Source organism: Arthrobacter sp. TmtSoilC77 (genome assembly GCF_059739415.1).
The window spans coordinates 3,177,968-3,204,652 of record NZ_AP046050.1 but is presented as its reverse complement, the minus strand read 5'-3'; the positions used below and the strand labels follow the sequence as shown (position 1 = coordinate 3,204,652).

The following is a 26,685-nucleotide window of genomic DNA, read 5'->3' as shown; positions in this document are numbered from 1 at the left end:
CCATGAGCACTCCTTCACTGACTGCTCCCAAGCAGCCCCTCTTCTCCCGGCTTCCAGTGGTTTCCCACCTCAGGAAAAGCGTTGGCCTCCAACGGGGCATGCTGATAGTGGGCGTTGTCCTCAGCGGGCTGTTCCTGCTGACAAGCATTCTCGCACCGCTTCTGGCCCCTTACGGCTACTCCCAACTCAGCGATGCGTCCGGTTCCTTCCCCACCCAACAGGCACCGGGTGCCAAACACCTGCTTGGCACCACTGTGGGCGGCTATGACGTCCTGTCCCGTGTCCTATGGGGATCCCAGACGGCCGTGACCGTCATCGTCGTGTCCGTGGCAATGTCACTTTTCCTTGGCGTCGCCCTGGGCCTGCTCAGCGGCTACTTTGGCGGCTGGTTGGACCGGATCCTTGTAGTAGTGGCGGACGCCATCTATGCCTTCCCCACCCTGCTTTTGGCAATCGTCATCTCGATCGTCATCAGCCGTGGCCAGTCCAGTTTCTGGGGCGGTATTTTCTCCTGTGCGTTCTCCATCACAGTGGTGTTCGTGCCCCAGTATTTCCGGGTCATCCGCGCCGAAACCATCCGGCTCAAGGCCGAGCCCTTCGTCGAGTCGGCCAAGGTACTGGGTGCATCCAGCCTGCGTATCATCGGACGGCACATCTTCAAGAACGCAACGCGCACCCTGCCCCTGATGTTTACGCTCAATGCCTCCGAAGCGATCCTTACGCTTGCAGGCCTTGGCTTCCTGGGCTTCGGCATCGAGCCAACATCGGCTGCAGAGTGGGGCTTTGACCTGAACAAGGCACTGGCCGATACCTCCTCCGGTATCTGGTGGACCGGTGTTTTCCCTGGCATCGCCATCGTGCTGACCGTCCTGGGCCTGACGCTGGTTGGCGAAAGCATCAACGACCTCAACGATCCCCGGATCCGTGGCCGAAAGCGCGCAGGCACCACGAAAACCCCTGCAACCCCGACAGCTACAGAGGCAGGTAAGCCATGACCACCAACCTCGGAAACATTTCCGACGCCGGGGCCGTCAGTGAACCCGTCCTCACCATTGACCGGCTCAAGGTAACTTTTGCCACCGACAGCGGTGACGTCCATGCGGTGAAGGACGTCAGCCTGGACGTTAAGCCTGGTGAAGTCGTGGCGATCGTGGGGGAGTCCGGTTCCGGCAAGACAGTTACAGCCAAGACCATTCTGGGCTTGCTGCCTGAAACAGCCATCAGCTCCGGTGCGGTGGTGATCAACGGCAACAACGTGATCAGTGTCAGCAAATCCGCGCTTCGAAAGATCCGTGGACGCGACGTCGCCATGGTTTTCCAGGAGCCCTCCACAGCATTGAATCCCGTGTTCACTGTTGGATGGCAGATTGCCGAGGGGATCCGCGCCCACGCCAAGGATGGCCACCGCGTATCGTCCAAGGAAGCGAAGGAACGGGCCACGGAAGCCTTGCGCAAGGTGGGTATTCCGGACCCTGAAACCCGGGTCAACTACTACCCACACCAGTTTTCGGGTGGGCAAAAGCAGCGCGTGGTGATTGCCGCCGCATTGGCACTGAACCCTGGTCTGATTGTGGCCGATGAACCAACGACAGCCCTTGACGTCACAGTACAGGCGGAAATCCTGCAACTGCTCCGTGACTTGCGGGACAACTACGGCACATCCATCGTGTTGATTACCCACAACATGGGGGTCGTGGCCGACCTCGCCGACCGCGTGGTGGTCATGTACCAGGGCGATGTGGTGGAAGAAGCGCCCTCAAGGGTGTTGTTCGCGGAACCAAAGCAGGACTACACGAAAAAGCTCCTCGCGGCGGTCCCGCACCTTGGCCGCAACTCAGCCTCGGAAGGTGCCCGTGGCCGGTTGCATCAGGATGGCAAGGTCCTAGTTGAGGCGAAGAACCTCACCATCGAGTACCCAGGGCGCTTTGGGCGCCATGGCTTCAAAGCTGTGGACAACGTCAGCTTCACTGTCTCCGAGAATGAGGTCTTCGGTTTGGTGGGGGAGTCCGGCTCAGGCAAATCCACCATCGGGCGGGCGATCGCAGGGCTGACAAGGACAACCGGCGGAAGCCTGAAGGTCCTCGGCTACGAAATGCTGGACTTCAAGGAGCGGACCTTCCGTCCGCTGCGGAAGGAGATCGGCTTCGTTTTCCAGGACCCGGCGGCCTCGTTCAACCCCCACCTCACCATCGGTGAGTGCGTCGCTGAGCCGTTGATTATCCACACCAAGCCGAGCGCGGCTGAGGCGCGGAAAAAGGTAGGTGAGCTGCTCGAGTCAGTCCAGTTGCCGGCGTCGTACGCGCAACGCTACCCGCACGAGCTGTCCGGTGGACAGCGGCAGCGCGCCTCTCTGGCGAGGTCGTTGGCGCTCAACCCACGCCTGTTGATTGCCGACGAACCAACCTCGGCCCTGGACGTCTCAGTGCAGGCCAAGGTTCTGGACCTGTTCAAGGACATCCAGGAGCAGTTCGGCTTCGCGGCCCTGTTCATCAGCCATGACCTCGCAGTCGTGGACATGTTGTCGCACTGGGTTGGCGTGCTGTACAAGGGACAGTTGGTGGAGCAGGGCATCGGAAACCATGTGATGGGCTCGCCCCAGCACGACTACACCAAGCGGCTGATCGCCTCCTTGCCGGTTCCGGACCCTGATGAACAAGCACGACGCCGGGAAGCGCACCGCGCACTGTTGGGCGGCTAACCCGCACGCAGGCTGAACGCAACGAAGGCCCGCCACTGTGAGCAATTCACTCTGGCGGGCCTTCATTCGTTCCTGGCCTTGGCGCGCTATTCGGACACGATGGCGATGTTGAACATCTTTCCTTTCGGCTGCTGCATGAAGATCCTTAGCCACAAAGGCAGCCACATCTCCATACCGCGGGCGGCGTCGAGTCCACCGAGGTCCCTGATGTGCTCGGGCGCCCAACCAAACTCCTGAAGCAGGCCTGACACTGTGGACTTGGCATCCGCGTCGTTTCCCGCCATGAACATGTCATGTGGGCCCGGAAGCCGCCCTGGATCCACCATCACGGGGGCGCTGACCGTGTTCAGGGATTTCACTACCCGCACCCCGGGGTAGGTCCGTTGAATGGTCTCGGCGATGCTGTCGGTGTTGCAGACGGTGAGCGATGGAGGGAAACCGCCTGATCCATCCAGGGCGTTTGCCACATCCAGGAGGATTTTGCCGTTCAGGGTGGTGTCGCCGGCTTCAGCGAGGACGGCCAGGCTCACAGTACCGGGTGTTGCATTCACGATCAGCTCGGACTGTGCGCACGCTTCCGCGAAAGAGCCCGCACGGGCGCGCGGACCAGCTTGCCGGGCCCACTCCTCGCCCTTGGGATTTCCGGATTCACGGGAACCCATGATGACCTCGTGGCCCAAGGACACCAGCTTGCCAGCGAGGGCGTGCCCCACCATTCCAGTTCCCAGGACAGCGATTTTCATGGAATCTCCCTTGGTCGAGTGCAGTGATGCTGCCATTCTGCACCGATTCCCGCGATGGGAACACCGCTGGCGGGACGCAGTCAGGTAACACCGGCAACGCTACCGCCGCACCCCATAGACTGGGGACCATGACCGAGCAGAACAGTGCCCTCCCCGAAGACCACGATTCCTTCAACCCGTCAGCGAGTTCCCTCGCGGGCCAGGTGGATCGCGGCGTCATGGATGAGCTGCTCTCCATCCGGTCCAGCATCGACAACATTGATGCCACACTCGTTTTCCTGCTCGCGGAACGCTTCAAGGCCACCCAGAAAGTAGGGATTCTCAAGGCCACGCACAAGCTTCCCGCGGGCGACCCCGGACGCGAAGCAGCCCAGATCGCCCGGCTTCGCCGCCTGGCCGAGGACGCACATCTTGACCCCGCATTTGCCGAGAAGTTCCTGAATTTCATCATCAGTGAAGTGATCCGCCATCATGAGGCCATCGCAGAGGATCACCAGATCTCCAGCCAGCAGGCCTGAACATATGTCAGGAGAAGTGCAAAGGGTCAGCGCGACGGCTCTTGGCCCATGGCCAGGGATCGACCCTGCGGAATCCCTGCGGATCATCCGGGGCGAATTGGGGGACCCCCACGTTCCGTTCCTGCCTGAACTGCCGGACCGTGGTGTCGGATCCGATGCCGTAGGCAGGACAGCATCGTTGCTGGTGGACTTGGCCGTGGACGTTCAACCACATGGTTGGAGATTGGTTGACCGGCCGGGAAAAGACGCGCAGCGTGGACGGTCCGCGCTTGCCACTGACATCAACATCCTGGCTGACGTCGCTGGAACAGAAGAGGTTTCAGCCAGCGGGATCAAGGTCCAGTTGATGGGTCCCCTGAGCCTCGCAGCCGGTTTGTACCTGCACAACGGAGAGCGGGCCCTCCTCGATTTTGGAGCGCGCCGCGACATTGCAGAGTCACTGGCAGCCGGAGTCGCAGAACACCTCCAGCGGATCTCGGAAGCGGTCCCTGGAGCGGGTATTGTGGTCCAGCTGGACGAGCCGGACATTGCCGCAGTGATGGGCGGCACGATCCCGACGGCGAGTGGTTACCGCACGCTGCGGTCCATCCCCGGCGAGGAGGTTGCGGGAGCGTGGCGGTTGGTGATCGATGCGCTCAGGGCTGCGGGCGCCGTCGAAATTGCGGTGGCCGTACCGGAGATAGAGGCGCCGATTGATCGCATACTTGATGCGGGCGCCGATGGTGTTGCTGTGCCGCTGAAGGCATTGACAACCCGCCAATGGGAGCACCTTGCCGCAGCAGTGGAAGCCGGCAAGCGTGTGTGGGCCGGTGCAATGCCCACATCAGACACTGATGCCAGGCTTCCGCGGACGGCCGAGATCGTGGAAAGCATTTGGCGGCCTTGGAGCCAACTGGGTCTCCCGGCGTCGGCCTTGCCGGCACTGCGACTGACGCCGGCTACGGGACTCGCCCACGTGAAGCCCGCCACAGCCAAGGAAGTGCTTGCCCGACTCACACAGGTGGCCGACGGCCTGGACCAGCTGTCGCAGGGTTGACCGGCCTGTCCCAGGGATGATTGGCAAGGGCTAGATCCTCTTTTCCCAGCGATCCGGTTCCGCATAGCGGGGGAGTGAGGTGCCTTGGGCTGCCCCGGGCAGGTAGGGCGCCAACCGGTAATCGAAGCGGCCGGCATAGACAAGCACGACGCCGATCTGGGGTTGGATGACCTTGACCTGGATCCGGTGCTTGCCCTCGTCCCCGTCCCACCACTGCTCCGCAAAGGCCTTTGCGTCCAGGGCCGTCGGCAACGGAATGCGCAATGGACCCAGGAAGAGCCGGCTGGCTTTCGACACACCCCGCAGCCGGCCGTTGGGCGTGACACTTACATCCAGGTCCGTGACGAGGCGGCGGTAGCGGCCGACATGGTCCACCAACCGGGTCGGTGCGGGGGTGACGGAGCTGGCCTGCGGCGCGGTGATAGCGCTCGTGGTGTCGTGGAACAACCGCGTCCCGGATGCGAAGTAGATTTCACGCCGTGCCGTGAGGGCTTGCCGGCCGAAAGGATCCACGTGGGCATGGTTCTCAATGCGGAACGGAATGCTTTCGCCGTATTCAGGGAAGAAGGCCTCTTCGCTTCCCGTCAGGGCCAGCAAAGGACGCAACCATTTTTGCGGGCACCCTACGACGTCAAAGACCCCCTCGCCAATTCCATACGATCCGGAGCCTGCCGCCAGGGAGAAGTACTCCTGTAGTTCGGGGGCCAGCTTGTTGAAATCATTGCCCAGGGCGAGCCGGTAGATGGGTTCGTTCATTGGAGTCCTTCCTAGAGCCGTCCGGCCGCTTTAAGCCGGATGTAGGTGTCAGCAAGCAGGGGAGGGACCTCGGAGGGTTCGGCGTCCACCACTTCAGCCCCGAGTTGCCGCAATTGTTCTGTGACGGCGGCCCGTTCCAGCAGGGCGCGTTCGGCGGCGGCGGCACGGAAAACCTGGCCGGCGGTGGAACGCCCGGCTTTCATGGCTGCCAGCAAGGGGTCCCGGACAGACGCGACCACCACCACGTGCTGGCGGACCAGCTGGGCCACCATGGGGAGAAGCCCTTCCTCGGGGGCGCCGCCGTCGAGGGCTGTCAAAAGCACCACAAGCGAGCGGTGTGCCGATACGGCCCGCACCTGGCCTGGGATCTGCTGCCAGTCCAGTTCTATGAGCTCGGCCTCCAATGTCGCCATGGCCTGAACGAGTTGCGCCAGGAGATTGCCTTTCGAAGCAGACTCGACCCTCGCGCGGAGCATCCGGTCGTAGGCGAGGAAGTCAACCCGGTCCCCGCCCCGTTCCGCCAGAACCGCGAGCAGCAGCGCCGCCTCAATCCAAGTGTCCAGCCTCGGCTCGTCGTCAATCCTGGCCGCCGCGGTCCGCGATGTGTCCAGAACGATCACAACACGCCTGTCCCGTTCCGGACGCCAGGTACGCACCACCACAGATGTGCGACGGGCAGTTGCACGCCAGTCGATGGACCGGACGTCATCGCCACGGACGTAGTCACGCAGTGAATCGAACTCCGTTCCCGCGCCCCGGATCTGCACGGCCGCCCTGCCATCAAGCTCGCGCAGCTTGCGTAGTTTCGATGGCAGATGCCGTTTGGAATGGAAGGGTGGCAGCACTCGAAGCCGGCCGGGAAGTGCCCTGGTTCGCTGCCGTGCGGCCAGCCGCAAGGGCCCGTACGAACGGACCGTCACGTGCGGGCTTTCAAGATCGCCGCGGCGCCGTGGGAGCAGGGACACCGTCAGGCGGCGCCGTTCGCCGGGTGGAACGTCGAGCGGCTGTGTTGGGTTCAGGGCTCCAGCGGAAGGTTGCCAACCGTCCCGGACCATCGCCCGTAGCTTCCGGCGGCCCAGGTTGGTCACCGTGATGACGGAATTAACCTGACTCTCCAAGGTGACGTTGCCCGGTTGCTGACGCACCAAGCCCACCTTGGCCGGGGAAGCCGCCAGGATAAGGTCAAGGGCCAGGAGCAGCAGCAGTCCGATAGCGATGAACAGCACGGTGATCCACGCCGGAAACAGCAGCAACGGAACCAGCCCGGCAACTGCCAGCAACACGAAACGACCCGTGATGGCCATCAGGGTACCCGTGCCATTGCTGTCATCTGCATCACCGGCAGAATCAACGAGGCACCGGAACAGACGCCAGGATGCTGCCAAGGACGTCGTCAACGTGGATGCCATCCATCTGGGCCTCGGGACGAAGGCCTACCCGGTGCCTGAGGCAAGGCAACGATAGCGCTTTGACGTCGTCAGGCGTCACGAAGGGCCGCCCGGACAACCAGGCCCATGCCTTCGACGTGTTCAGGAGGGCAGTAGCGCCTCGAGGAGAGACGCCCAGCTGGAAGGACGGCGCTGACCTGGTTGCCCGGACTACATCCACAATGTAGGCCAGGATTTCCGGTGCGACGGTCACTTGCGCCACAGCCGCACGAGCGTTGGAAAGCTCGACGGCGCCAGCCACCGCCCGGACGCCGGCCGCGGCGAGGTTTCGGGGGTCGAAGCCACCGGCGTGCCGGCGGATTACTTCGATTTCCTCGGCTCTGCCGGGCAACGGCATGGTCAACTTGAGGAGGAACCTGTCCAGCTGGGCCTCGGGCAGGGGGTAGGTTCCTTCGTATTCCACGGGATTCTGGGTGGCTGCCACGATGAAGGGCATAGGCAGTGGGCGCGATACGCCATCCACGGAAACCTGGCGTTCCTCCATGGCTTCCAGGAGCGAGGCCTGCGTTTTGGGTGGCGTTCGGTTTATTTCATCGGCCAGCAGGATGTTGGTGAAAACGGGCCCTTCCCGGAACGTGAATTCCGATGAATGCGAGTCGTACACCAAGGAGCCCGTGACGTCACCGGGCATGAGGTCCGGGGTGAACTGTACGCGTTTGGTTTCCAGGCTCAGGGCAGTGGACAACGCCCGGACCAACAGCGTCTTGGCGACGCCGGGCACACCTTCCAGCAGGACATGGCCGCCGCAGAGAAGGGCGATGAGCATGCCTGTCACTGTTGGATCCTGGCCGACCACAGCCTTCCCAACTTCGTTCCGGACGTTCAGCAGGGATTGTCGGGCAGGATCCTCCATGCCGCTGCTGTGTAGGCCCTGCTGTGGTCCATTCACCCCAGGTGCATTCACCTGGGGTTCGCCCGCGTGTGCATGGTTTACCTGGTGGGCCGCGCCACCGGAGTATTGGTTGTTGCTGTCCGTATAGTTGTTCGGCTGGTTGCTCATCGGGCCGTTGCCTCCTGCTCGATTCGTTCGATCTGTTGTGCCCACTGCACCAGTTGTCCTTCTGTCTGGGGTTTGGAATCAATTAACGCCCACCGGATTGCCGGTACTTGCCGTCCAAGGCGCCGGGCCACGGCGTCGATAATGGCCTCCCCGGTGGCGTCCGTCCCCAGGTTGAAATGCCTGGCCAACCGGGCGAGGGTTCCTGCCCGCAGATTGTCGGCGGCGCGTTCCACGGCACGTGAATCCTGATAAAGACGTGCACGTCCTTCGGCCGTTTCTGCGGCCTTAACCACCACGGGAAGTGGTTCAAAGACCAACGGTCCCAAGCGTCGTCCGCGCCAGAGGATGGCAAGGATAGCTATGACAGCCAGCCATGGGCCCGCAAAAGCCAGCCACGGCGGTGCGAGCTCGTTGAGCGTCGGGGTGGATCTATCGGACGCTACGTCCGTGATGCCTGGTGTGTACCAGACCAAGTCGGGGCCGCTTCCCAGGGTCCGCATCGCCAATGCGGCGTTGCCAACGGCCGCGAGGTGTTGGTTTTCCAGCAACTCGGTGCTCCCCAGCACAATGATGTGCCCATCGGCCGAGGCCACATAAAGTCCAGGTCCATCGCTGCGGGTGGCGTAGCAAACAACTGGCCCCAGGTACACCGGTCCTTGGGCGGCAACGGGTCCTGCCTGCTCTGCATCTTCCTGGCTGCAGCCCGGTTCAAGGATTTTTGTCGCTTCGGGGACCACACCGCCGGGGCGGAACTCCGGATCGAGGCCATTCAACGTGCGCAGGCGCGGTGCGACCACCACTACCCGCCCGGCCACAGCACTCACATCCTGCAACTGCGATCTATCCAGGAAACCGCGGGGGTCATACAGCAGCAAGGTGGCGTCGCCGTCGGAAAGAGCTGCCAGGGTGTCTTCGAGGTTATCGGTTGGAGTTATGCCCACACCGTGGCGCCCCAGTATTTCGGCCAAGGCCATGGCCCCGTCGGGAGCGGGATTGCGGGTAGATAGCGACCCGGAGTCTTTGGGTGCCGAGAACCGCTCCACCACGAGGAACGTCACGAATGCGGCAAACACTGCCCCCAGCGCAATCCACACCAGGTGCTTTCGGAACCAACTCCACAATGCGCTGGTCCGCCGTCGAGGCAGAGTTCCTCCCTGCAAAGCTTCCGGCACCTGTTCCTGGAGGGTCATCGCGGCACCGCGAATCCCTGCTGGCGTTGGCCAGTGAAGTCAGGGGTTAGGGCGAGGAGGTCCGTATCCAGCTTGCGCAATTCGTCGTAGTCCGGGCGTGTTGCGGCCTGTTCCCCATAGCGGACCGCATCAAACAGGCGGGCGGCATCGACCAACCGGAGTTGAGCAGGGGTGAAGGCCTGGCCCAAGTGGCCTGCAGCCTCATCGGCCGTCCGACCGGCCCGCGCTTCAATGACATCCCGCTCCTCCGCGGAACGCACCAACGCCCGGAACTGATCGATGACGGCGGAAGGCCAGTCGCCGTCGTCGGCCGCGGCAAGGGCACGCTTCCGGTATGTTGCAGCATCCACAGGCGTGTCCTTGCCGTAAATGCCCGTAACGGAGGCTTTTCGCGTGGCGTTCAGCCTCGGACGGACAACGAAGACAGCCACCACGATGAGCACGACAGCCAGGGCGATAATGAGGGGGACAGCCAGGTTGCTTTCCGGCGAAGTTCCGTCCCCTTCCAGGGAGCTGAGCCAGTCCAGGAAATCGCGCCAAAGCTGGTCCAGCCAACTGGGCCGGGCCTGGGCGTACTGCGCCTTGGATAGTTCCTCCTCGGCCCAACGGCGTGCTTCGTCACGGTCCGGGGTCACCGGCGGTTCAGTGCCGGCCAAAGCGGGAATCACAGGGATAAGCGTGTCCCTCATGCCTGCGGCCGGTGCCCGGGAGGAGAGCCTGGCCATTGTCCGCCGCCAGGAGGCCATGTGTTGCCGTGGACCTGCAGGGGAGGACCGCCCGGGATTCCCTCCGGATCCGCCCCGCTTTCCATCAGCCGCATCAACTCCACGTCCAGCCCATCCCGACGCATTCGAAGATCCATGTAGATGAGCGCGGACACGGATGTTTGGAAAGCGAATGTCACAGACCCCACCAAAGCCCCAATGACCATCGAGATCACGGTCGTCAGGATCAGGGTGGAGGCCACTGTCCCGGCGTCCGGGTGGGGAGCGATGACCGATCCAATCGCGGTGGCGGCGAGCGAAGCTGGAATCTGCACTATCTGGGCGATGATTCCCACCATCACGCTCACCAGCAGCGTTATGCCGAAGATGCGCCACCAATTGCTCTTGGTTAACTGCCAGGATCGCAGGAGTCCGTCATAGACGCCGATCCGCTCCACGACGATGGCGGCCGGAGCAAACATGAGCTTCAGCCCAATCCAGACAAAGACGATGATTCCCCCGAAGCCCAAGGGGATGACAATCAACAAGGCCGCCGGACCAAAGGCCGTGAACAACAGCACGGCAATCCCGACGACGGCTGCTGCGGCCAGCAGTCCACCGAAAGTGAGCACGGCTGCTACCCCCAGCAGAGGAAGGATCCGACCGACAGCCAGCTTCCACATTTGCCCGAAGCCTGTCCGTCGGTTGAGGACAGAACGGGAAACCGGAATGACCATGACGCCCTGGAGGACGGCGCCCAGAAAGCCGATCAACACAGAGACTCCCACGGAACCCGCCATGACGGCCAGGAACGGGCCAAAGAATCCCGCCGCATCCCCGCTGAAATCCGTTGTTTCCAAGGAATCCATAAGCTCGTACATGGCCACGGTGACAACACCCAGGAGGGCAGCGGCTGTGGCCTGGACGATCAGGGCTGAACCGAACATCGAGGCTGCATTCCGGCGTATGGTCTGGAAGGAGCCATCGAGTATCTCGCCGAACTGCAGGGGCCTCAAGGGAATGACACCTGGCTTGGGTGGGGCAACGTACATTGGTTGGCCATAGGGGGGACCGCCGGGCGCAGCCGCAGGCCATCCACCCGCCGGGCCTCCCGGAGGGTAGCCCGGCCAGTTGTTGCTACCGCCCTGTGGGGCTGACCACGCGGACGGACCTCCCCACTGGGGCTGGTTGCCCCACGCAGGCTGACCGCCCCACGCAGGCTGACCGCCCGGATATGGCTGCTGGCCGTGCTCTGGCTGTGACACGATTTCCTCCCCAAGAGATCCGGCCCGCCGACATCCGACGTCCCCCACATGGACCTTGGCCCCAAGCCTATAGTCCCGGTGTCCTCCCTCATAGCCTGAGCCCATACTGCCCGGACACCGGATCTACATCGAGCCAAGCGCGGCCGTGCAGTACGGTGGAAGTGCCTTGGGGGACGCCATGCCGTGCGCCCGCCCAACAGGACAAAGGCTTGGCGATAAGGGAATATATAACTATGAAGGCACGCATTCTGGTAGTTGACGACGACGAAGCGCTCGCAGAGATGATTGGTATTGTCCTGCGCAATGATGGCTTCGAGCCCGTATTCTGCGCAGACGGCGGCCAGGCTCTTGAGGTGTTCCGTTCCTCCAAACCCGATTTGGTGCTCCTGGACCTCATGCTGCCGGGTTCGGATGGCATCGAAGTTTGCCGGCAGATTCGTGGAGAATCGGACGTCCCCATTGTCATGCTCACGGCGAAATCGGACACCTCGGATGTTGTTCGAGGTCTTGAATCCGGCGCTGACGACTACGTGCCCAAGCCTTTCAAACCCGCTGAACTCGTGGCTCGTGTCCGTGCGCGCCTTCGGCCGGGCGAACAAAAGGCTCCGGAAACGCTGCGGATTGCTGATGTAACCATCGACGTCGCCGGGCACCTCGTGACCCGCGGTGGAGAGCGCATCTCGCTTACGCCCTTGGAGTTCGACCTCCTGGTGGCATTGGCCCGGAAGCCGTGGCAGGTCTTTACGCGCGAACTTTTGCTTGAACAGGTATGGGGATACCGCCATGCCGCGGACACCCGGTTGGTCAATGTCCATGTTCAGCGTTTGCGCTCCAAGATTGAACGGGATCCGGAAGCGCCCGAAGTTGTATTGACGGTGCGTGGTGTCGGGTATAAAGCAGGTTCCTGAGTCTCCCGCCGGCAAGACCGGCAGCACGGACAAGGACCAGAGCCCGAACGCTCCGGAGCAGCCCGCCCAGGACCAGCCCGCCCAGGACCAGACCGCCCAGGAACAGGCCCCAGGCCTGGAGCAAACCCCGCAAACTTCGGCGTCCGGGGATTCAGCCTCCGCTCCCAGTGATCCAGTAAGAAGGAACCTTCCCTGGCTGATGTGGCGCGCCCGGATATGGACACGGCGTGGCCTGATTCTGGTTCTCAGGGTTTCCCGCCTCGTCTCGATCGGTGTCCGGCAGATACGGCCGGGTCTTCGCTTCCTCTGGCGTTCTTTGCTGAGGCGGTGGCGGCGGTCACTGGAGTTCAGGACCGTGCTGACGACGCTTCTGCTTGCCGTAACGTCTTTTGCGATCGTCGGAGCGTACCTTTCCAACCAGATAGCCAATAACCTGTTCCAGGAAAGGCTCGCCCAGGCGGAGTCGGAGTCCCGATACAACGTAAAACAGGTTCAGGACACCTTTGACGGCGCACAGGTTACTGATCAATCAAGCGTCATCACGCTGGTCTATGACACGCTAACCGCCGTAGAGGGCCGGGGCTCGGTGATCCAGCGGCGCTACGTTTTTGAAGCCGTGCCGGAACAGACCAAACCCCGTAACCGCTGGGTAGAGTCGCGCGCCTCTGACCAACTCACCGTCCGTGTCATCCCGCCGGAATTGCGAAAGGCCGTCCAGGAAGGCGGGAAGCAACAGTTCTGGGCCTCCATGCAGTTCCCGGTGGGAAACGAGGACCGCCCCGGTATTGCTGTCGGAAACAAAGTGACCTTTAACGGCACTGCCTATGAGTTGTATTTGATCTATGACCTGAACACCGCCCAGAAGACCCTGGACGAAATCCAGAACGTGCTGTGGGCCGGTGGTGCGGCGCTCGTGCTGATGATTGGTGCCATCGCGTGGTACGTCACACGCAATGTCGTCAGCCCTGTGAGCCATGCTGCCGTGGTGTCGGAAAAGCTGGCGGCGGGCCAACTCCAAGAGCGCATGGTGGTCAAGGGTGAGGATGAGGTCGCCAGGCTTGGTGCTTCGTTCAACCATATGGCGGCCAGCCTGCAGGAGCAGATCACCCAGCTCGCCACGTTGTCGCAAATGCAGCAAAGATTCGTCTCGGATGTCTCGCACGAACTTCGCACGCCCTTGACCACCGTTCGCATGGCCGCGGAGGTCCTTTACGACGCCCGTGAAGACTTCGACCCTATGAACAAACGCTCGGCCGAGCTCCTCTATCACCAAGTGGAGCGCTTCCAGTCCTTGTTGTCGGACCTGCTGGAGATTTCGCGCTTCGATGCCGGTGCAGCCATCCTGGACGCCGAACCCCAGGACATCTTCCAAGTGATCTCGCACGTCATGGAGGGCGCAGCACCCGTAGCCTCCGAGTACGGGTCCGAGGTTCGCCTCAACGCCCGTCAGAAGAGCATCATTGTCGAAATGGACTCGCGCAGGATCGACCGGATCCTGAGGAACCTGCTGCTCAACGCCCTTGAGCATGGCGAAGGAAAACCGATCCACATTTCTGTGGCAGCAAACCATGACGCCGTGGCCGTGGCCGTGCGGGACCACGGTATTGGAATGAGCCCAGCGGAAGCTGCCAGGGTTTTCGACCGTTTCTGGCGGGCTGACCCGGCACGCGCCCGAACAACTGGTGGCAGCGGCCTGGGATTGTCCATCGCAGCCGAAGACACCAAGCTCCACAACGGCTGGCTTCAGGCGTGGGGCCGCAAAGGGGCGGGCTCAAACTTCAGGTTGACCTTGCCGCTGAAGCAGGGCGGAACCATCCTCAAGTCGCCCCTTCAGTTGGAACCTGCCGACATCGACTTGCCCGGAGCCGGAAGCGAACGCCAGATGCTTGTCCTGGGCACAGGTTTTGGCAGTACAGACGGCAAATCGGACGTCGGAACGCCTCCTTCGGGTGACGCGGGAAAGGGCGATGGATCATGAGGGTCCTTGGCACCGCACGCAGGCGGGTTTTCGTTGCTGTGCTGGCGGCGCTCATGGTCTTGCTGGCTTCGTGCGCCCAGATTCCCCGGTCCGGTCCAGTGGGAAAAAGCCAGGATGAGGGAGCGGGAAACCCCAATGCCCCTGTCTTCTTCCCCGCAGCACCGCGTGCAGGCTCCACACCTGAAGCCGTCATTGAGGATTTCTATATGGCCGGCAGCGGCTATGAGGACGACTATCCCGTAGCGCGGCAATATTTGACCCAAGCCCAGGCCGTAACGTGGAAGCCGGATAAGCGGGCCATCGTTTTCCGCGGGGCCCGCGTGGTTAAGACGGCTGTGGAGAATGAATACGTCTACGAGGTCGACCTTGCCTACACGGTGGATGCGGACGGAATAGCCACGCAGTTCCCGCCGGGAACCAAGGAGACCATCCCCGTCTCGCTGGAGAAAGTGGAGGGGGAGTGGCGGATCTCCAAGGTTCCGGATGGTACTGCGATTCCGGAAGAGACCTTCAAAGTTATCTACGGCGCCTTCCCCATCTACTTCTACGACCCGACGTTCACGTATGCGGTGCCGGACTACCGGTGGTTCATCAAGAAGAAGACTGTTAAGTCCATGACCAGTGCCCTGCTTGCCGGGCCTGCGCCGTATTTGCGTGGGGCAGTGGTGAGCGCTTTTCCCTCCGGGATGAAGTTGGCCAGGGAATCTGTCCCTGTCGTTTCAGGAGCAGCCCAGGTGGATTTGTCGGCCAAGGAACTGTTCGACGCATCGGCAGAAGACCGCCAACGCATGCAGAACCAGCTGGCCTTAACCTTCAGGGGGCAACCGGACGTCATTAACGTCCAGCTTCGCGCCGACCAGGACCTGGTCCGCGTCGAGGACAACGGGACAGTTCTGCCACCGGTTGTGGACAAGAATGTGCCTGCCCGCCAGGTTGCCGTCAGTAACGGCGACTTGGTCCGCTATGAGAACAACCGGGTTTCGCCATTGCCTGATATTCAGTCGGTTGCAGGTCTCGGCCCCCATTCACCCGCCGAGTCGCCCGTATCCCAAACCGTTGCCTTCCTCAACGGCGACAAAACCACGTTGTACTCCATCGAGCCGGGTCAGCCGGCCCGCCAACTGACTACCCGAAGCACGTTGAGCGGGCCTTCGTTCAGCCCTCATGATTGGGTTTGGACGGCGGGACCAGGCGCCAGCGGGAACACGGAGGTTGTGGCATTCAAGCCCACTGGCGTTGCCCCTGGCATGGCTGTGCCCACGGCGACCATAACGCCCACGTGGCTGTCCGGACGGACCGTCAAGGATTTCCGGATCTCACGCGAAGGTACCCGGGCGCTGGTGATATCCGAGGCGAACGGTAAATCAGTGGTTCAAGTGACGGGCATCGTCCGGAATGCAGACGGCGCGCCCAAGGATCTTACGACTCCAATCACTCTTTTTACCTCCACCTCGCCTGACCAGGGAGTGTGGGTCAACGGATCCACCGTTGCCGTCATGTCCAGTTCGGCTACGGCTACCGTGGTTCCGGAGTTGCTCTCGCTTACCTCGGGGGAGCCGCAGCAACTGGCCCCGTGGGACGGCCTCATGAGCCTGAGCGCAGGTAACGGGTCGGAACAGATCTACGGGCAGTCCACAGCGGGAATTTTTCAACGTGTCGGAAATGGTTGGGAACTTCAGCTCAAGGGCCCAACGGAGCCGGCCTTCCCGGGCTGATCCGGGAGCCGGGCACCCCGGAGGCGCCGCCCCAACACGACGGGGGTTGTTCACATAGCGGGCTGTGGGACTGTTACCGGAACAAAAAGTGCCCAAGGCTACCAGCATGATTGTTTCCCTGAACGACCTCCCGTATGCCGTCAATGGTCCTCGATCCGCCCAACGCATCCAGCGCCGGCTTGACCCGGATGTTGGTGCTCCTGACACGTCAGGACCCCGGCGACGCGGAAAGGACAGGCGCCTGCTTGGGCGCGTGTTTGCCAACCTGCAAGCGGCATTGATGGAGTTGGTTGCACTCCTGGTTCCCGTTGATTGCGTCTGCTGCGGTGTGGAAGACACCGTCCTGTGCAGGCATTGTGCCAAGCGGGTGCGTCAGCTTTGCAGGAAACCCTTCAGGGCCGAACAGGAGTCGCCTGCGCTCGTCGATGTTGATGGCACTGTAAAGCTGGGCGTGGTGGCGGCAGGGCCCTATCGGGATGAACTTTCGCAGTCCCTGTTGTCGTTCAAGCGGTTAGGCCAGTGGCGGCTGGCCGAGGTGTTGGCGCCTTGCCTCGGAAACGCAGTTCGGCTGGCCATTGGTGACCAGCCGGGGTTTTGCGTTGTTGCCGTTCCCAGCAGCGGCAGGGCCTTCCGAAGCCGGGGTTTCAGCCCCGTCCACGTTCTGCTCCGCTGCATGAAGAGACGGGGGATGTTGTCCCGGTGCCCGGCTCTTGATGTGCTTGAGAAGACCGGGAATCTCCTGGAAAACCAGCGGCTGGCCGCATCTTGCAAAGACCTGGTCGGAATTGGCGTCAGGACCCTCCTTGGCAAGGAGGGGAAAGATGGTTCCACGGGCCAAAAAGGACTCGGCAGGGGTGAGCGTGCCAGGCGTGTCCGGGGTTCCATGAGGGTACGACCCCGCTACGGGGAAAAGATCCGTGGGCAAAGATGCCTGATTGTGGACGATGTTCTCACCACTGGAGCCACCCTGGCGGAGGCTGCCCGGGCCGTGTCCGCGGCGGGAGGGATAGTCTGCGGCGCCGTTGTTCTCGCGGCCACGAGGCCACCAGCCTACGCCTCCAATACCGCCGGAGACGAGCCCTCGGATGGGGTTAAGACGCAAACAAAAAATAAGTGGCCAAAGGGTGAATAACTCGTGCCGATGAACTAACGTCGGTTGTGGGTACCAAGAACAGATGTACCTGTCGATAGCGGCTCGGAAAGGGGCTCGACTGTCCGTCAGACCAGCCCCCTACAGCGTCGTTGTCGTGTCACCTGAGTTATTTGGAGGGCACCATGGAGTTCATGATCAGCGGACGAAATCTGACAGTTTCTGACCGCTTTCGCGAATATGCCGGCGAGAAGATCTCAAAGATTGAATCGTTGGGGGACAAAGTCCAGCGAGTCGACGCCAAGGTTTCCAAGGAGACCAACCCCCGGCAAACGCCGGGACAGCTCACCGTTGAAGTGACAGTCCTGGGCCGAGGCCCTGTTATCCGTGCCGAGGCCACAGCCGCTGACAAATTTGCTGCCTTCGATCTTGCGTACAACAAGCTGCTTGAGCGGTTGCGCCGCGCGAAGGACAGGAAGAAGGTGCACCATGGGCGTCACACGCCCAAGGCCGTTCGGGAGGCAACGGCGTCCCTCGAGCCCGCTAGTGCCAGTGAGCCGATCTACGTAGGCGCCAGCAACCAGCAGGAACCTGAACCGCAGGCCGAGGAGCGGTCGCCCTACGACATCGAGAACGATATTCCAGCAGGTGATTCACCCGTTTTGATCCGTCGGAAGGTCTTCCCCGCCGCATCCCTCACTCTCGATGATGCAGTGGACAACATGGAACTGGTGGGGCACAACTTCTACCTGTTCCTGGATAAGGAAACCAATGCACCCTCGGTTGTGTACCGGCGCAGTGGCTGGACTTATGGTGTCATAACCCTCGACTCCACCTGCGAGCCCGGCGAGGAAGCCGTGGAGGAGAAGATCCACGCGTACCGCTCGGATGACCAGGCGGCCACCGCCAAGTAAGGCTTTATCGCACGTGAAAGGACTTCAATGACCGCTTCGCTGAGCCTGTCACAGGCACGGCGGATCGCATTGGCAGCCCAAGGATTGGCGAAAGTCCGGCCCGCCGGCCCCGTGACCCCACGGGCGGTGGGCCGGACCTTTGCACGGATCCAGCTTGTCCAGATCGACTCCGTGAATGTGCTGGCGCGGAGCCACTATCTGCCATTCTTTTCCCGCCTGGGAAACTATGATCCGGCAATCCTTCACTCCATGGCAGGCCGAAAACCCCGCAGAATGATGGAGTACTGGGCTCACGAGGCCAGCTATATCCGTCCGGAGCATTTTCCCGACCTTCTTCTTTGGCAGAAGCGGGCTTGGGTTGGTGCCCATCATATGGAGCCCGCGGTGCGGATCGCCATGGAGGAACGAATCCTCGCGGCCCTGGAGGCTGGACCGCCGATGACGGCATCTGCCTTGACTGCACAACTTGGGCACACCCAGGACGCCGAAAGCGGAAATTGGGGTTGGAACTGGAACGCCGTGAAGCGCGTTCTGGAGCATCTGTTCGAAGAAGGCCGCGTTTCGGCGGCGTCGCGGACACCCCAATTCGAACGTCTCTACACCATTACTTCCAGGGTCCTGCCGGGTTCGGTACACAGCGGGATGGATGCGGATGCCGCCCTTGACCGGCTCATGGATGCAGCCGCCATGGCACACGGCATTGGAACGGTCCGGTGTTTTGCCGATTATTTTCGGACCCCGCTAAAGGCCGGGGAGGCGTCGGTGCAGCGCCTTCTCCAGGCAGGCCGGCTGGAGCGCGTTTCGGTTCGCGGCTGGGAACGGGAAACCTACCGCCACGTCGAGGCCGGATTGCCACGGAGGGCCGAAGGCCGGGCGCTCCTGAGCCCTTTTGACTCGCTGGTCTTCGAACGGCGGCGCCTGGAAGAATTGTTCGGGTTCCACTATCGGATTGAGATCTACACGCCCGCTGCCAAGCGCCGTTTCGGCTACTATGTTCTGCCCTTCCTGCTTCGGGAAGGCATCGTGGCCCGTGTCGATTTGAAGGCTGACAGGGCCGCAGGCCAACTCTTGGTTCGGTCCGCATTTGGTGAGCCAGGAGCGCCGCCCGATACCGCCGTCGAGCTTTCCGCCGAATTGTGGCTCATGGCCCAATGGCTCGGCCTTCAGGAAGTTGTCGTGTGGCCGGTAGGGGATCTCGCGGTTCCACTCTCCGAGGCAGTGAACGGGGGCCCTGAACCAGACGGGCCAGGCAGTCCGCTCACAGGGGAACCGGATAACGTGGCGATACTCTCTCCCGTAGACTGAAACAGCCAGAATTCGGCAGCATGAGACTGGGAGCAATTTCACGTGGCATCACTAATCGAAAAACTTCTCCGCACGGGTGACAAGAAAACACTCAGGCAACTGCGGAACTATGCCGATTCCATCAATGCCCTGGAAGACTCTTTCAAGACGTTCTCTGATGCTGAACTCCGGGAGGAAACAGACCGTTTGCGCTCCCGGCACCAGGACGGCGAGACACTGGACGCGCTCCTGCCTGAGGCCTTTGCTGCGGTCCGTGAGGCCTCATCCCGAACGTTGGGCATGCGGCATTTTGACGTCCAGCTGATGGGTGGCGCCGCCCTCCATCTGGGCAACATCGCCGAAATGAAAACCGGTGAAGGCAAGACCCTCGTGGCAACTGCGCCGGCATACCTCAATGCCCTCACCGGCAAGGGTGTCCACGTCGTCACGGTGAATGATTACCTTGCCGAATACCAGTCCGAGCTCATGGGACGCGTCTACCGCTTCCTTGGCCTGACAAGCGGATGCATCCTCTCCAACCAGGATCCGTCAGTGCGTCGGCAGCAGTACGCCGCGGACATCACCTACGGGACAAACAACGAATTTGGCTTCGACTATTTGCGCGACAACATGGCCTGGGACGCCAGTGAACTCGTTCAGCGGGGGCACAACTTCGCCATTGTGGATGAAGTTGACTCGATTCTGATCGATGAAGCGCGTACCCCGCTCATCATTTCGGGTCCGGCCCAAGGCGATACGAACCGCTGGTACAGCGAATTCGCAAAGGTCGTACTCCGGCTACAGCCGGAAGTTGACTACGAAGTCGATGAGAAGAAGCGGACTGTTGGTGTCCTGGAAGCCGGAATTGAAAAGGTGGAGGACTACCTCGGTATCCAGAACCTGTACGAATCGGCCAACACCCCGCTCATTGGTTTCCTGAACAACGCCATCAAGGCGAAGGAACTCTTCAAGCGCGACAAGGATTACGTCATCCTCGACGGCGAGGTCCTGATTGTTGACGAGCACACGGGCCGTATCCTCGCCGGGCGACGATACAACGAAGGCATGCACCAGGCCATCGAGGCCAAGGAAAACGTCGAGATCAAGGCCGAAAACCAGACCCTGGCAACGGTAACGCTGCAGAACTACTTCCGCATGTATTCGAAGCTGTCAGGTATGACGGGTACGGCCGAGACCGAGGCAGCCGAGTTCATGAGCACGTACAAACTCGGAGTTGTGCCCATTCCCACCAACCGGGACATGCAGCGCATTGACCAGTCGGACCTCGTCTATAAGAACGAGGTCGTCAAGTTCGACGCTGTCGTCAAGGACATTGCGGAACGCCACGAAAAGGGCCAGCCCGTACTGGTTGGCACCACCAGCGTTGAGAAGAGCGAATATCTCTCCAAGCTGCTGGCAAAGGAAGGTATCCGCCACGAGGTCCTCAACGCAAAGAACCACGCACGGGAAGCCTCCATCGTTGCCCAGGCCGGACGTAAGGGTGCCGTCACGGTAGCAACCAACATGGCAGGCCGCGGTACCGACATCATGCTTGGTGGCAACGCCGAATTCACTGCGATCGCAGACCTCGCCAAGAGGGGCCTGGACCCGGAGGAGAACTCGGAAGAGTACGAGGCAGCATGGCCGGAGGCACTTGCAGCGGCCAAGCAGGCGGTCAAGGACGAGCACGAGGAAGTACTGGACCTTGGCGGCCTCTACGTGCTGGGCACCGAACGCCACGAGTCCCGCCGGATTGATAATCAGCTGCGGGGCCGCTCCGGACGCCAGGGAGACCCCGGGGAATCACGTTTCTACCTTTCATTGACCGACGACCTCATGAGGCTGTTCAATTCCGGTGCTGCCGAGCGGCTCATGAACAGTTCGGTGCCCGACGACGTCGCGCTGGAATCAAAGCTTGTTTCCCGCGCCATTGCCTCGGCCCAGGGCCAGGTGGAAGCGCGTAACGCGGAGCAGCGCAAGAACGTCCTCAAGTACGACGACGTCTTGAACCGCCAGCGTGAAGCGATCTACGGGGACCGTCGTCGGATCCTCGAAGGCGATGACCTCCACGAAAAAGTGCAGTTCTTCCTGGAAGACACCATCAGCGCGCTTATCGACTCCGCCACAGCGGAAGGCAACGGCGATGACTGGGACTTCAACCAGTTGTGGTCCAACCTGAAGACGTTGTACCCAGCCACCGTAACTGCTCAGGAAATCATTGATGAAGCCGGCGGCAAGTCCAGGGTCACTGCCGAATTCCTCAAGGAAGAGATCCTCTCTGATGCGCGGCTTGTGTACCAGGCCCGTGAAGAAGCCATTGGCTCTGAAAGCATGCGGGAGCTGGAACGCCGCGTCGTTCTCTCGGTGCTTGGGCGTAAATGGCAAGAACACCTGTACGAGATGGACTACCTCAAAGAGGGCATCGGGCTGCGGGCCATGGCTCAACGCGATCCGCTGGTAGAGTACCAGCGCGAAGGCTTCGTGATGTTCCAAAGCATGATGGAAGCTATCCGCGAGGAAAGCATTGGTTTCCTCTACAACCTTGAAGTTGAAGTGACCCCCGCCGAAGATGTCGTTGTTGCCGACGATACTGCGGCAGGTGCACACACCGAGCACCACGATCCCCAGATCCGGGCTGCCGGTCTGGAGACACCCGAAAAGCCGGCGCAATTGCAGTACACAGCTCCAGGCGAGGACGGGGCAAGCCAGACCCGCATCGAGGGTCGCTCCTCGGGCCGGTCCGGTAATCCTGCCAAAGCAGCCACCCAGGAGCAGCGCAAGACCGCCAAGAAGAAGCGGCGCTGATCCAGCCTCCCTTATGAGAAAGGACCCCGGACACAAATCCGGGGTCTTTTTTCGTAGATACGCTGCCTCCAGGTTAAGGCAACCAGCTTGGCTTAGGGGTGCCTGGTCACGTGCGCTGATCCACGCGGGTGCCCAGCCAATCGGGTGCCTAGCCAATCGGGTGCCTAGCCAATCGGGTGCCTAGCCAATAAGGTGCTTAGCCAATCTCCAGGGCGGTGACCTGCCATGTCCCCTCGGACTGTTCCAACCTCATGGCAATAGCGCGGGAGCGCTGCTCCTCAGAGACAACGATGCTGACCTCGTAGATGGAGTCTGAAATGGCGCAAGCACGGACGGAGCGGACCATTGGGCTTCTGTGTATTTGAAGCGAGCCGCGGGTACGTGCAGCGTGTTGGCGTGTCAGTGCGGCCCGATGCTGGAGCGAAAGGAAGCATGGCGCATCGAGGGATCTGGACAGCTGGAGGGCCGACCTTGTCCCGGCAAGTACCTCTACTGCGGCTTGGGCGATGCTTCGTGCCACTAGCCTTACGTCAAGGGTAGAAGCGTCGGCTCCTGCATTCGTTGCGGAACGTTTGGTTCTTTGGCGGTCTGCGTGGCGGCGTGCAGTTACAGCAGTCATGGTCAATCCTCATGAGTTCACTCTGTGAGCCGTTGCGCGGGCATCGCTTGGCTCAGGTTGCTACGTCTGGGATGACAATGGGACTGGTCTTACCTTTTGAACGAATGCCCCTGAGTGGGTGCCGTTCAGTTCAGTCGGATTCTTAATGGGCGGCGAAGACCCTTAGCTTGGCGTTGGGGGCTGCAGCACTTGCCCTGCTCGCAGGGTCGAAGGGTCGTCGCCAATGATCCTTCGGTTGACTGAATACCAACTGGGCCAATGCAGGGCGATGTCAACGTCTGTCGCCAAGGGTCCAAGGCTGGCTGCGGCAATGGACCACAGCGTGTCACCCGGTTTGACGACAATGCCGGCCTCAGCGGGGTGTCCAAACGTCATCCCGCGAGAGCCCGGACGCGACAGGAGGCCGGGTTCAACTATGGGTGGACGTGGCTGCCAGGCGGGCTCTGGCCTTGCCTCATGGTTTTCTTCGGTGTTTCGCGCTGGAACCTCCACAGCGGGCACGGGTCCTTGTGTGCCAGCTGATGGATGCCACGCTGCCATGGATGTGCCGCCACTGGAAGTGGCTTGCCATTGAGGTTCCGGCATTGCGGCTGCCTGTGCCGCCTGAACTCCTAGGAAATTCAGGCTTAGAAGGGCACATGCCAGCCTCAGCATGAAGGCAGGACTGAACTTGGCGATGGCGTTGGCGCTGCCGCTCCTTCCCGTGCCATGCAAAACCGCGGCCCAAGCTGCGAGCCCAAGTGAGAGGATCCACCAGGACACAATGGCAATTCCCGCGGCGCTGGATGCAAGGGCGAGGAGGTGCTCGAACGTACTTCTCTGTCCGTGGGCCACATCCATCTGCCACTGCCCCAAGAGGGTTTGCCCAACGATTACCAGCAAAAGTCCCAGCGCGAGGAGCACGCTAGCCATTGCGGCGTCGTGGCGGATCCTTGGTGGATCGCTGCTCATTCTTACCCTTTCGGCTCTTTAGTGCAGTTTGATGTCATTTAGTGCTGTTTGCCAATTCTCAGCACAGTCGAAGGACTTTGTCCAATCATGACGGGAAAATCCGATTGCGGTTGGAGCCACGCGCTACGGGTCCTATTGTGACCATATGAGATGGGACTCTCTCTTTGAAGATCTGGAAGCGCAGTTTTCTGCTGAGCGCACCTTGGCCCGTGAATCGGAAATATCCGAGCGCGTGCGGGTCGAGCTCGCCGGTTTGGACCTTGCGGACAGGCTTCGGGGAGTCGCCGGAGCTGAGCTCGCATTGGTGCTGGGCAGCGGCATTTCCCTCCGGGGAACCCTGGGCCACATCGGTGGGGACTGGTTCGTATTGAACGACAACGGACGGCAATGGCTCATTCCATGCGCATCGGTAAGTCATTACTACGGACTCGGAAGATTGGCTAGAAAACCCGTCTCCCAGGTCCAAAGTTCGATTAGTCTTGCCAGCGCCCTCCGGGGGCTCTCCCGAGACAGGGCGCCGGTGACAGTGGTGTTGGCCGCCGGTCCGGCGGGAGACCACAGGCTCCATGGTGTCATCGACAGGGTCGGACGGGACCATTTCGATTTTGCCGATACACGGGGCGAGGTACGGCGGGGCGGTGCTGTGGCTGCCGTGAGGACTATTCCCTTCACATCACTTGCGGCCCTGTGCTCAAGCGGGAACCAAGGACTCTAGCCGTTCATAGGCGTGTTTGGCGCCTCCACGCTAGCTCGACTTGGACTTGGCCTCTTCAATCATGCGGCTGGCCTCGGCATACCGCTCCTCGATGTATTGCTCCAACATCTTTTCCTCGATGCGCCATTGTCCGCGCCCTCCGACCTGGATGGCTTTCAGCTCACCGCTGCGTACCAGGGCGTAGGCCTGCGGCGAATTTATCTGGAGCTGTTCGGCGACGTCCGCCAGAGTCAGGAATCGGGGCATGCGACTATTTTGGCATCTGTTGGCACCGTTTGGCACAGTTATCCACAATTTCCCATGATTTGGCGTTCTTGACTTTGGCTTCCGACGCGTCACGGCAACAATGAAGAGGCGGCGCGGACAACCATGCCATGAAACTTCAATGGGGGAGCAGAAAGAATGGATCCGAGTACAGGCGGGGCCGGCAACAGGTTGAAGAAGCCATCCTGGAAGGATCCACGGCTGCTGGTGGGAGTGCTGCTCATGCTTGTATCCGTCGCCGGAGTCATCTCGGTTGTTAGCACCGCTGATCGGACCACACAGGTTTATGCAGCACGGGAGGGCATTGCCGTTGGCCAAACCGTGGGGCCGGGGGATCTAACCATCGTCCAGGTTCGCTTGGACGACGTCGAGTCCGCCTACGTTACCGTGGAGGGTGGAATTGCCCAGGGCAAGGTGGCGCTGCAGAGAATTGAGAAGGGCCAACTCGTTCCACAGAAGAGCCTCGGGCAGGCTGACGGCCTGAACCGCAAGCCTGTTGCCATATCAATGGATGAGTCACTTCCAGCGCAGGCAGTTCCCGGGGCGAAGGTGGACGTCTGGGTGGCCATGCCTGGCTCGCAAAACGCTTTTGAAGAACCACAGCTATTGCTGCCTGGTGCCGAAATCGCAGAGGTAACAGCGGGTTCCGGTGCCCTAGGAGCCTCAAAAACAACGGTCGTGCTCGTGCTGGTTACGGACAAACAGATGCCGAAGCTGCTGGGTGCAAAGGCAAACGCCGCCAAGGTATCTGTAGTTTGGAACCCCGCGGGCGTCAGTCAATGAGCATCCCTGTCATAACTGTTGGCCAGGCACAGGAAGCGGTGGTTGGCGGGCTGGAGCGATTGCATGGCCCCGTGACGGTGGTCCGCCGGTGTTCAGAGCTTGCGGAGTTGATGGCTGCCTGCCAAAGCGGCCTTGCCCTGGCGGCAGTCGTCGCGGAAGGCTGCGAAGAACTAACCGCTACATTGGTGGATCGGCTGGCTGCCGTGGGTGTGTCCATTCTCGCCTTGACTGTGGACCCGGTGGAGATCTCGAGGCTCACTGCCATTGGTGTAGTAACTGCGTCCACCGATATTGAGCCCGCTGCCCTTGCCGTGAGGATTTCCGATGCAGTGGGTCGCCACGGTGGGCCGCTCCGCGCCCGCAAATTTCCCGACGCCGGCTTCGCAGACTCATCTGCGGGATTCCAGTTGGCGCCGGAACCGCGCGAAACCGAAGCGGCCGGATCGGGGAGGGTAATAGCAGTGTGGGGCCCAACTGGCGCCCCGGGAAGAACCCTGGTTGCAGTAAACATGGCTGCCGAGTTGGCGGCCGAAGGCAAGTCCGTGATTCTTGTGGATGCTGACAGCTACGGTGCGAGCGTGTCGGCCATGCTGGGGCTGTTGGAGGAGTCGGCCGGACTCGCCCAGGCCTGCAGGCTCGCTGACCAAGGATTACTGGATTCGGATGCACTGGACCGGGCTGCTACGCCTGTCTTCACCAAGAGCGGTGGATTTCGAGTACTCACTGGAACCACAAGGGCGGACCGCTGGACTGAGCTGAGGGCCTCTGCACTTTCGCTTGTCCTTGAAAGGGCCAGGCAGGTTGCCGAGGTAGTTGTCGTGGACACCGGCTTCTGCCTGGAGGCAGATGAGGAATTGAGCTTTGACACGATTGCGCCACGCCGCAATGGCGCTACCTTACGCAGTTTGGAGCTGGCGGACGAGGTTTTTGCCGTGGGGGCTGCCGACGCGATCGGCGTTCCGCGGTTGGTCCGTGGCCTGGCCGAGCTCGAAGCTGCGGTTCCGCACGCAACACCACGCGTGCTCCTCAACAAAGTTAAGCGGGCGTCGGCGGGCCGTTCGCCCAGGCAGCAATTATCCGAGGCATGGGAGCGCTTCGGCCCTGGGCATGGCATTGATGCCTACTTACCTGCAGACGCGGAAGCGTGCGATGCTGCCCTATTGTCGGGGTCTGTCCTGTTGGAATCATCGCCCGACTCTCCCTTGCGAAAAGCCATTGCGGGGCTGGTCTGTGCACCTATCCAGCAAAATCGCAAATCCCTTGGCCGATCTACCAGAGCCTTCGGCCTGCTTAAGCGCTAG

General features: G+C 61.5%; 24 protein-coding genes. 14 read left to right on the top strand and 10 right to left on the bottom strand.

What is annotated here, in order from left to right:
- Positions 1–2: 2 nt before the first annotated feature.
- Positions 3–995 (top strand): ABC transporter permease, encoded by a 993-nt coding sequence (locus AC6I99_RS14725; protein WP_224088100.1) that lies wholly within the window; start codon positions 3–5, stop codon positions 993–995.
- On the top strand, positions 992–2,698 hold the full coding sequence (locus tag AC6I99_RS14720) for an ABC transporter ATP-binding protein (RefSeq protein ID WP_497944788.1): 1,707 nt from the start codon (positions 992–994) through the stop codon (positions 2,696–2,698). The genes AC6I99_RS14725 and AC6I99_RS14720 overlap by 4 nt, the downstream gene beginning before the upstream one ends.
- Before the next feature lie 86 nt (positions 2,699–2,784).
- Here the strand turns inward: AC6I99_RS14720 and AC6I99_RS14715 are convergent, their stop codons facing one another.
- Positions 2,785–3,441 (bottom strand): NADPH-dependent F420 reductase, encoded by a 657-nt coding sequence (locus AC6I99_RS14715; protein WP_497944789.1) that lies wholly within the window; start codon positions 3,439–3,441, stop codon positions 2,785–2,787.
- 128 nt (positions 3,442–3,569) lie between these two features.
- Here AC6I99_RS14715 and AC6I99_RS14710 point away from each other — a divergent pair, with 128 nt between their 5' ends.
- Positions 3,570–3,959, top strand: a complete 390-nt coding sequence (locus tag AC6I99_RS14710; protein WP_224088095.1) for a chorismate mutase — start codon at positions 3,570–3,572, stop codon at positions 3,957–3,959.
- Positions 3,960–3,963: 4 nt separating this feature from the next.
- Entirely contained in the window at positions 3,964–4,995 is a 1,032-nt protein-coding gene (locus AC6I99_RS14705; protein ID WP_497944790.1) for a uroporphyrinogen decarboxylase/cobalamine-independent methonine synthase family protein, read from the top strand.
- Between the two features lie 30 nt (positions 4,996–5,025).
- Here the strand turns inward: AC6I99_RS14705 and AC6I99_RS14700 are convergent, their stop codons facing one another.
- Genes AC6I99_RS14700 through AC6I99_RS14675 form a run of 6 tightly spaced genes read right to left on the bottom strand, consistent with a single transcriptional unit; the run spans position 5,026 to position 11,145 of the window.
- Positions 5,026–5,751, bottom strand: a complete 726-nt coding sequence (locus AC6I99_RS14700; RefSeq protein WP_497944791.1) for a DUF4166 domain-containing protein — start codon at positions 5,749–5,751, stop codon at positions 5,026–5,028.
- Positions 5,752–5,762: 11 nt separating this feature from the next.
- Complete coding sequence (locus tag AC6I99_RS14695; RefSeq protein ID WP_497947014.1) at positions 5,763–7,055, bottom strand: DUF58 domain-containing protein; 1,293 nt, start codon at positions 7,053–7,055, stop codon at positions 5,763–5,765.
- A gap of 43 nt (positions 7,056–7,098) precedes the next feature.
- Complete coding sequence (locus AC6I99_RS14690; protein WP_497944792.1) at positions 7,099–8,199, bottom strand: AAA family ATPase; 1,101 nt, start codon at positions 8,197–8,199, stop codon at positions 7,099–7,101.
- Complete coding sequence (locus tag AC6I99_RS14685) at positions 8,196–9,389, bottom strand: DUF4350 domain-containing protein (protein ID WP_497944793.1); 1,194 nt, start codon at positions 9,387–9,389, stop codon at positions 8,196–8,198. Before AC6I99_RS14685 ends, AC6I99_RS14690 begins: the two co-directional genes overlap by 4 nt.
- Positions 9,386–10,078, bottom strand: coding sequence for a DUF4129 domain-containing protein (locus AC6I99_RS14680; RefSeq protein ID WP_497944794.1), 693 nt, complete (start codon positions 10,076–10,078; stop codon positions 9,386–9,388). Before AC6I99_RS14680 ends, AC6I99_RS14685 begins: the two co-directional genes overlap by 4 nt.
- Entirely contained in the window at positions 10,075–11,145 is a 1,071-nt protein-coding gene (locus AC6I99_RS14675; protein WP_497944795.1) for a DUF7847 domain-containing protein, read from the bottom strand. The genes AC6I99_RS14680 and AC6I99_RS14675 overlap by 4 nt, the downstream gene beginning before the upstream one ends.
- 446 nt (positions 11,146–11,591) lie before the next feature.
- On the opposite strand from AC6I99_RS14675, the gene mtrA reads away from it, so the two are divergent.
- The 7 genes from mtrA (at position 11,592) to secA (ending at position 22,052) form a co-directional block, all read left to right on the top strand.
- Entirely contained in the window at positions 11,592–12,266 is a 675-nt protein-coding gene (gene mtrA, locus AC6I99_RS14670) for an MtrAB system response regulator MtrA (RefSeq protein ID WP_144649950.1), read from the top strand.
- A 199-nt stretch (positions 12,267–12,465) separates the two neighbouring features.
- Entirely contained in the window at positions 12,466–14,244 is a 1,779-nt protein-coding gene (gene mtrB, locus AC6I99_RS14665; protein WP_497947016.1) for an MtrAB system histidine kinase MtrB, read from the top strand.
- Positions 14,241–15,959, top strand: coding sequence for an LpqB family beta-propeller domain-containing protein (locus tag AC6I99_RS14660; protein ID WP_224088087.1), 1,719 nt, complete (start codon positions 14,241–14,243; stop codon positions 15,957–15,959). The genes mtrB and AC6I99_RS14660 overlap by 4 nt, the downstream gene beginning before the upstream one ends.
- Before the next feature lie 106 nt (positions 15,960–16,065).
- Positions 16,066–17,091 carry a ComF family protein gene (locus tag AC6I99_RS14655; protein ID WP_497961188.1) on the top strand — a complete coding sequence of 342 codons (1,026 nt, stop codon included), beginning with the start codon at positions 16,066–16,068 and terminating at the stop codon, positions 17,089–17,091.
- A 143-nt stretch (positions 17,092–17,234) separates the two neighbouring features.
- Positions 17,235–17,963 (top strand): ribosome hibernation-promoting factor, HPF/YfiA family, encoded by a 729-nt coding sequence (gene hpf, locus AC6I99_RS14650; protein WP_224088085.1) that lies wholly within the window; start codon positions 17,235–17,237, stop codon positions 17,961–17,963.
- 27 nt (positions 17,964–17,990) lie between these two features.
- Positions 17,991–19,268 (top strand): winged helix-turn-helix domain-containing protein, encoded by a 1,278-nt coding sequence (locus tag AC6I99_RS14645; protein WP_224164758.1) that lies wholly within the window; start codon positions 17,991–17,993, stop codon positions 19,266–19,268.
- 42 nt (positions 19,269–19,310) lie between these two features.
- Positions 19,311–22,052: a preprotein translocase subunit SecA gene (gene secA, locus AC6I99_RS14640; protein WP_497944796.1), complete on the top strand. Its 2,742-nt coding sequence runs from the start codon at positions 19,311–19,313 to the stop codon at positions 22,050–22,052.
- 196 nt (positions 22,053–22,248) lie between these two features.
- On the opposite strand, the gene AC6I99_RS14635 is transcribed toward secA, so the two are convergent.
- On the bottom strand, positions 22,249–22,671 hold the full coding sequence (locus AC6I99_RS14635) for an Rv3235 family protein (protein ID WP_224088081.1): 423 nt from the start codon (positions 22,669–22,671) through the stop codon (positions 22,249–22,251).
- Positions 22,672–22,833: 162 nt separating this feature from the next.
- Complete coding sequence (locus AC6I99_RS14630) at positions 22,834–23,622, bottom strand: LysM peptidoglycan-binding domain-containing protein (RefSeq protein WP_497944797.1); 789 nt, start codon at positions 23,620–23,622, stop codon at positions 22,834–22,836.
- Positions 23,623–23,767: 145 nt separating this feature from the next.
- Between AC6I99_RS14630 and AC6I99_RS14625 the strand changes: the two genes are divergently transcribed.
- On the top strand, positions 23,768–24,337 hold the full coding sequence (locus tag AC6I99_RS14625) for a hypothetical protein (protein ID WP_497944798.1): 570 nt from the start codon (positions 23,768–23,770) through the stop codon (positions 24,335–24,337).
- Positions 24,338–24,367: 30 nt separating this feature from the next.
- On the opposite strand, the gene AC6I99_RS14620 is transcribed toward AC6I99_RS14625, so the two are convergent.
- Positions 24,368–24,583 carry a helix-turn-helix domain-containing protein gene (locus AC6I99_RS14620; protein WP_216924027.1) on the bottom strand — a complete coding sequence of 72 codons (216 nt, stop codon included), beginning with the start codon at positions 24,581–24,583 and terminating at the stop codon, positions 24,368–24,370.
- Between the two features lie 156 nt (positions 24,584–24,739).
- Between AC6I99_RS14620 and AC6I99_RS14615 the strand changes: the two genes are divergently transcribed.
- On the top strand, positions 24,740–25,384 hold the full coding sequence (locus AC6I99_RS14615) for an SAF domain-containing protein (protein ID WP_224088074.1): 645 nt from the start codon (positions 24,740–24,742) through the stop codon (positions 25,382–25,384).
- Entirely contained in the window at positions 25,381–26,685 is a 1,305-nt protein-coding gene (locus AC6I99_RS14610) for a CpaE/TadZ family protein (protein ID WP_497944799.1), read from the top strand. The genes AC6I99_RS14615 and AC6I99_RS14610 overlap by 4 nt, the downstream gene beginning before the upstream one ends.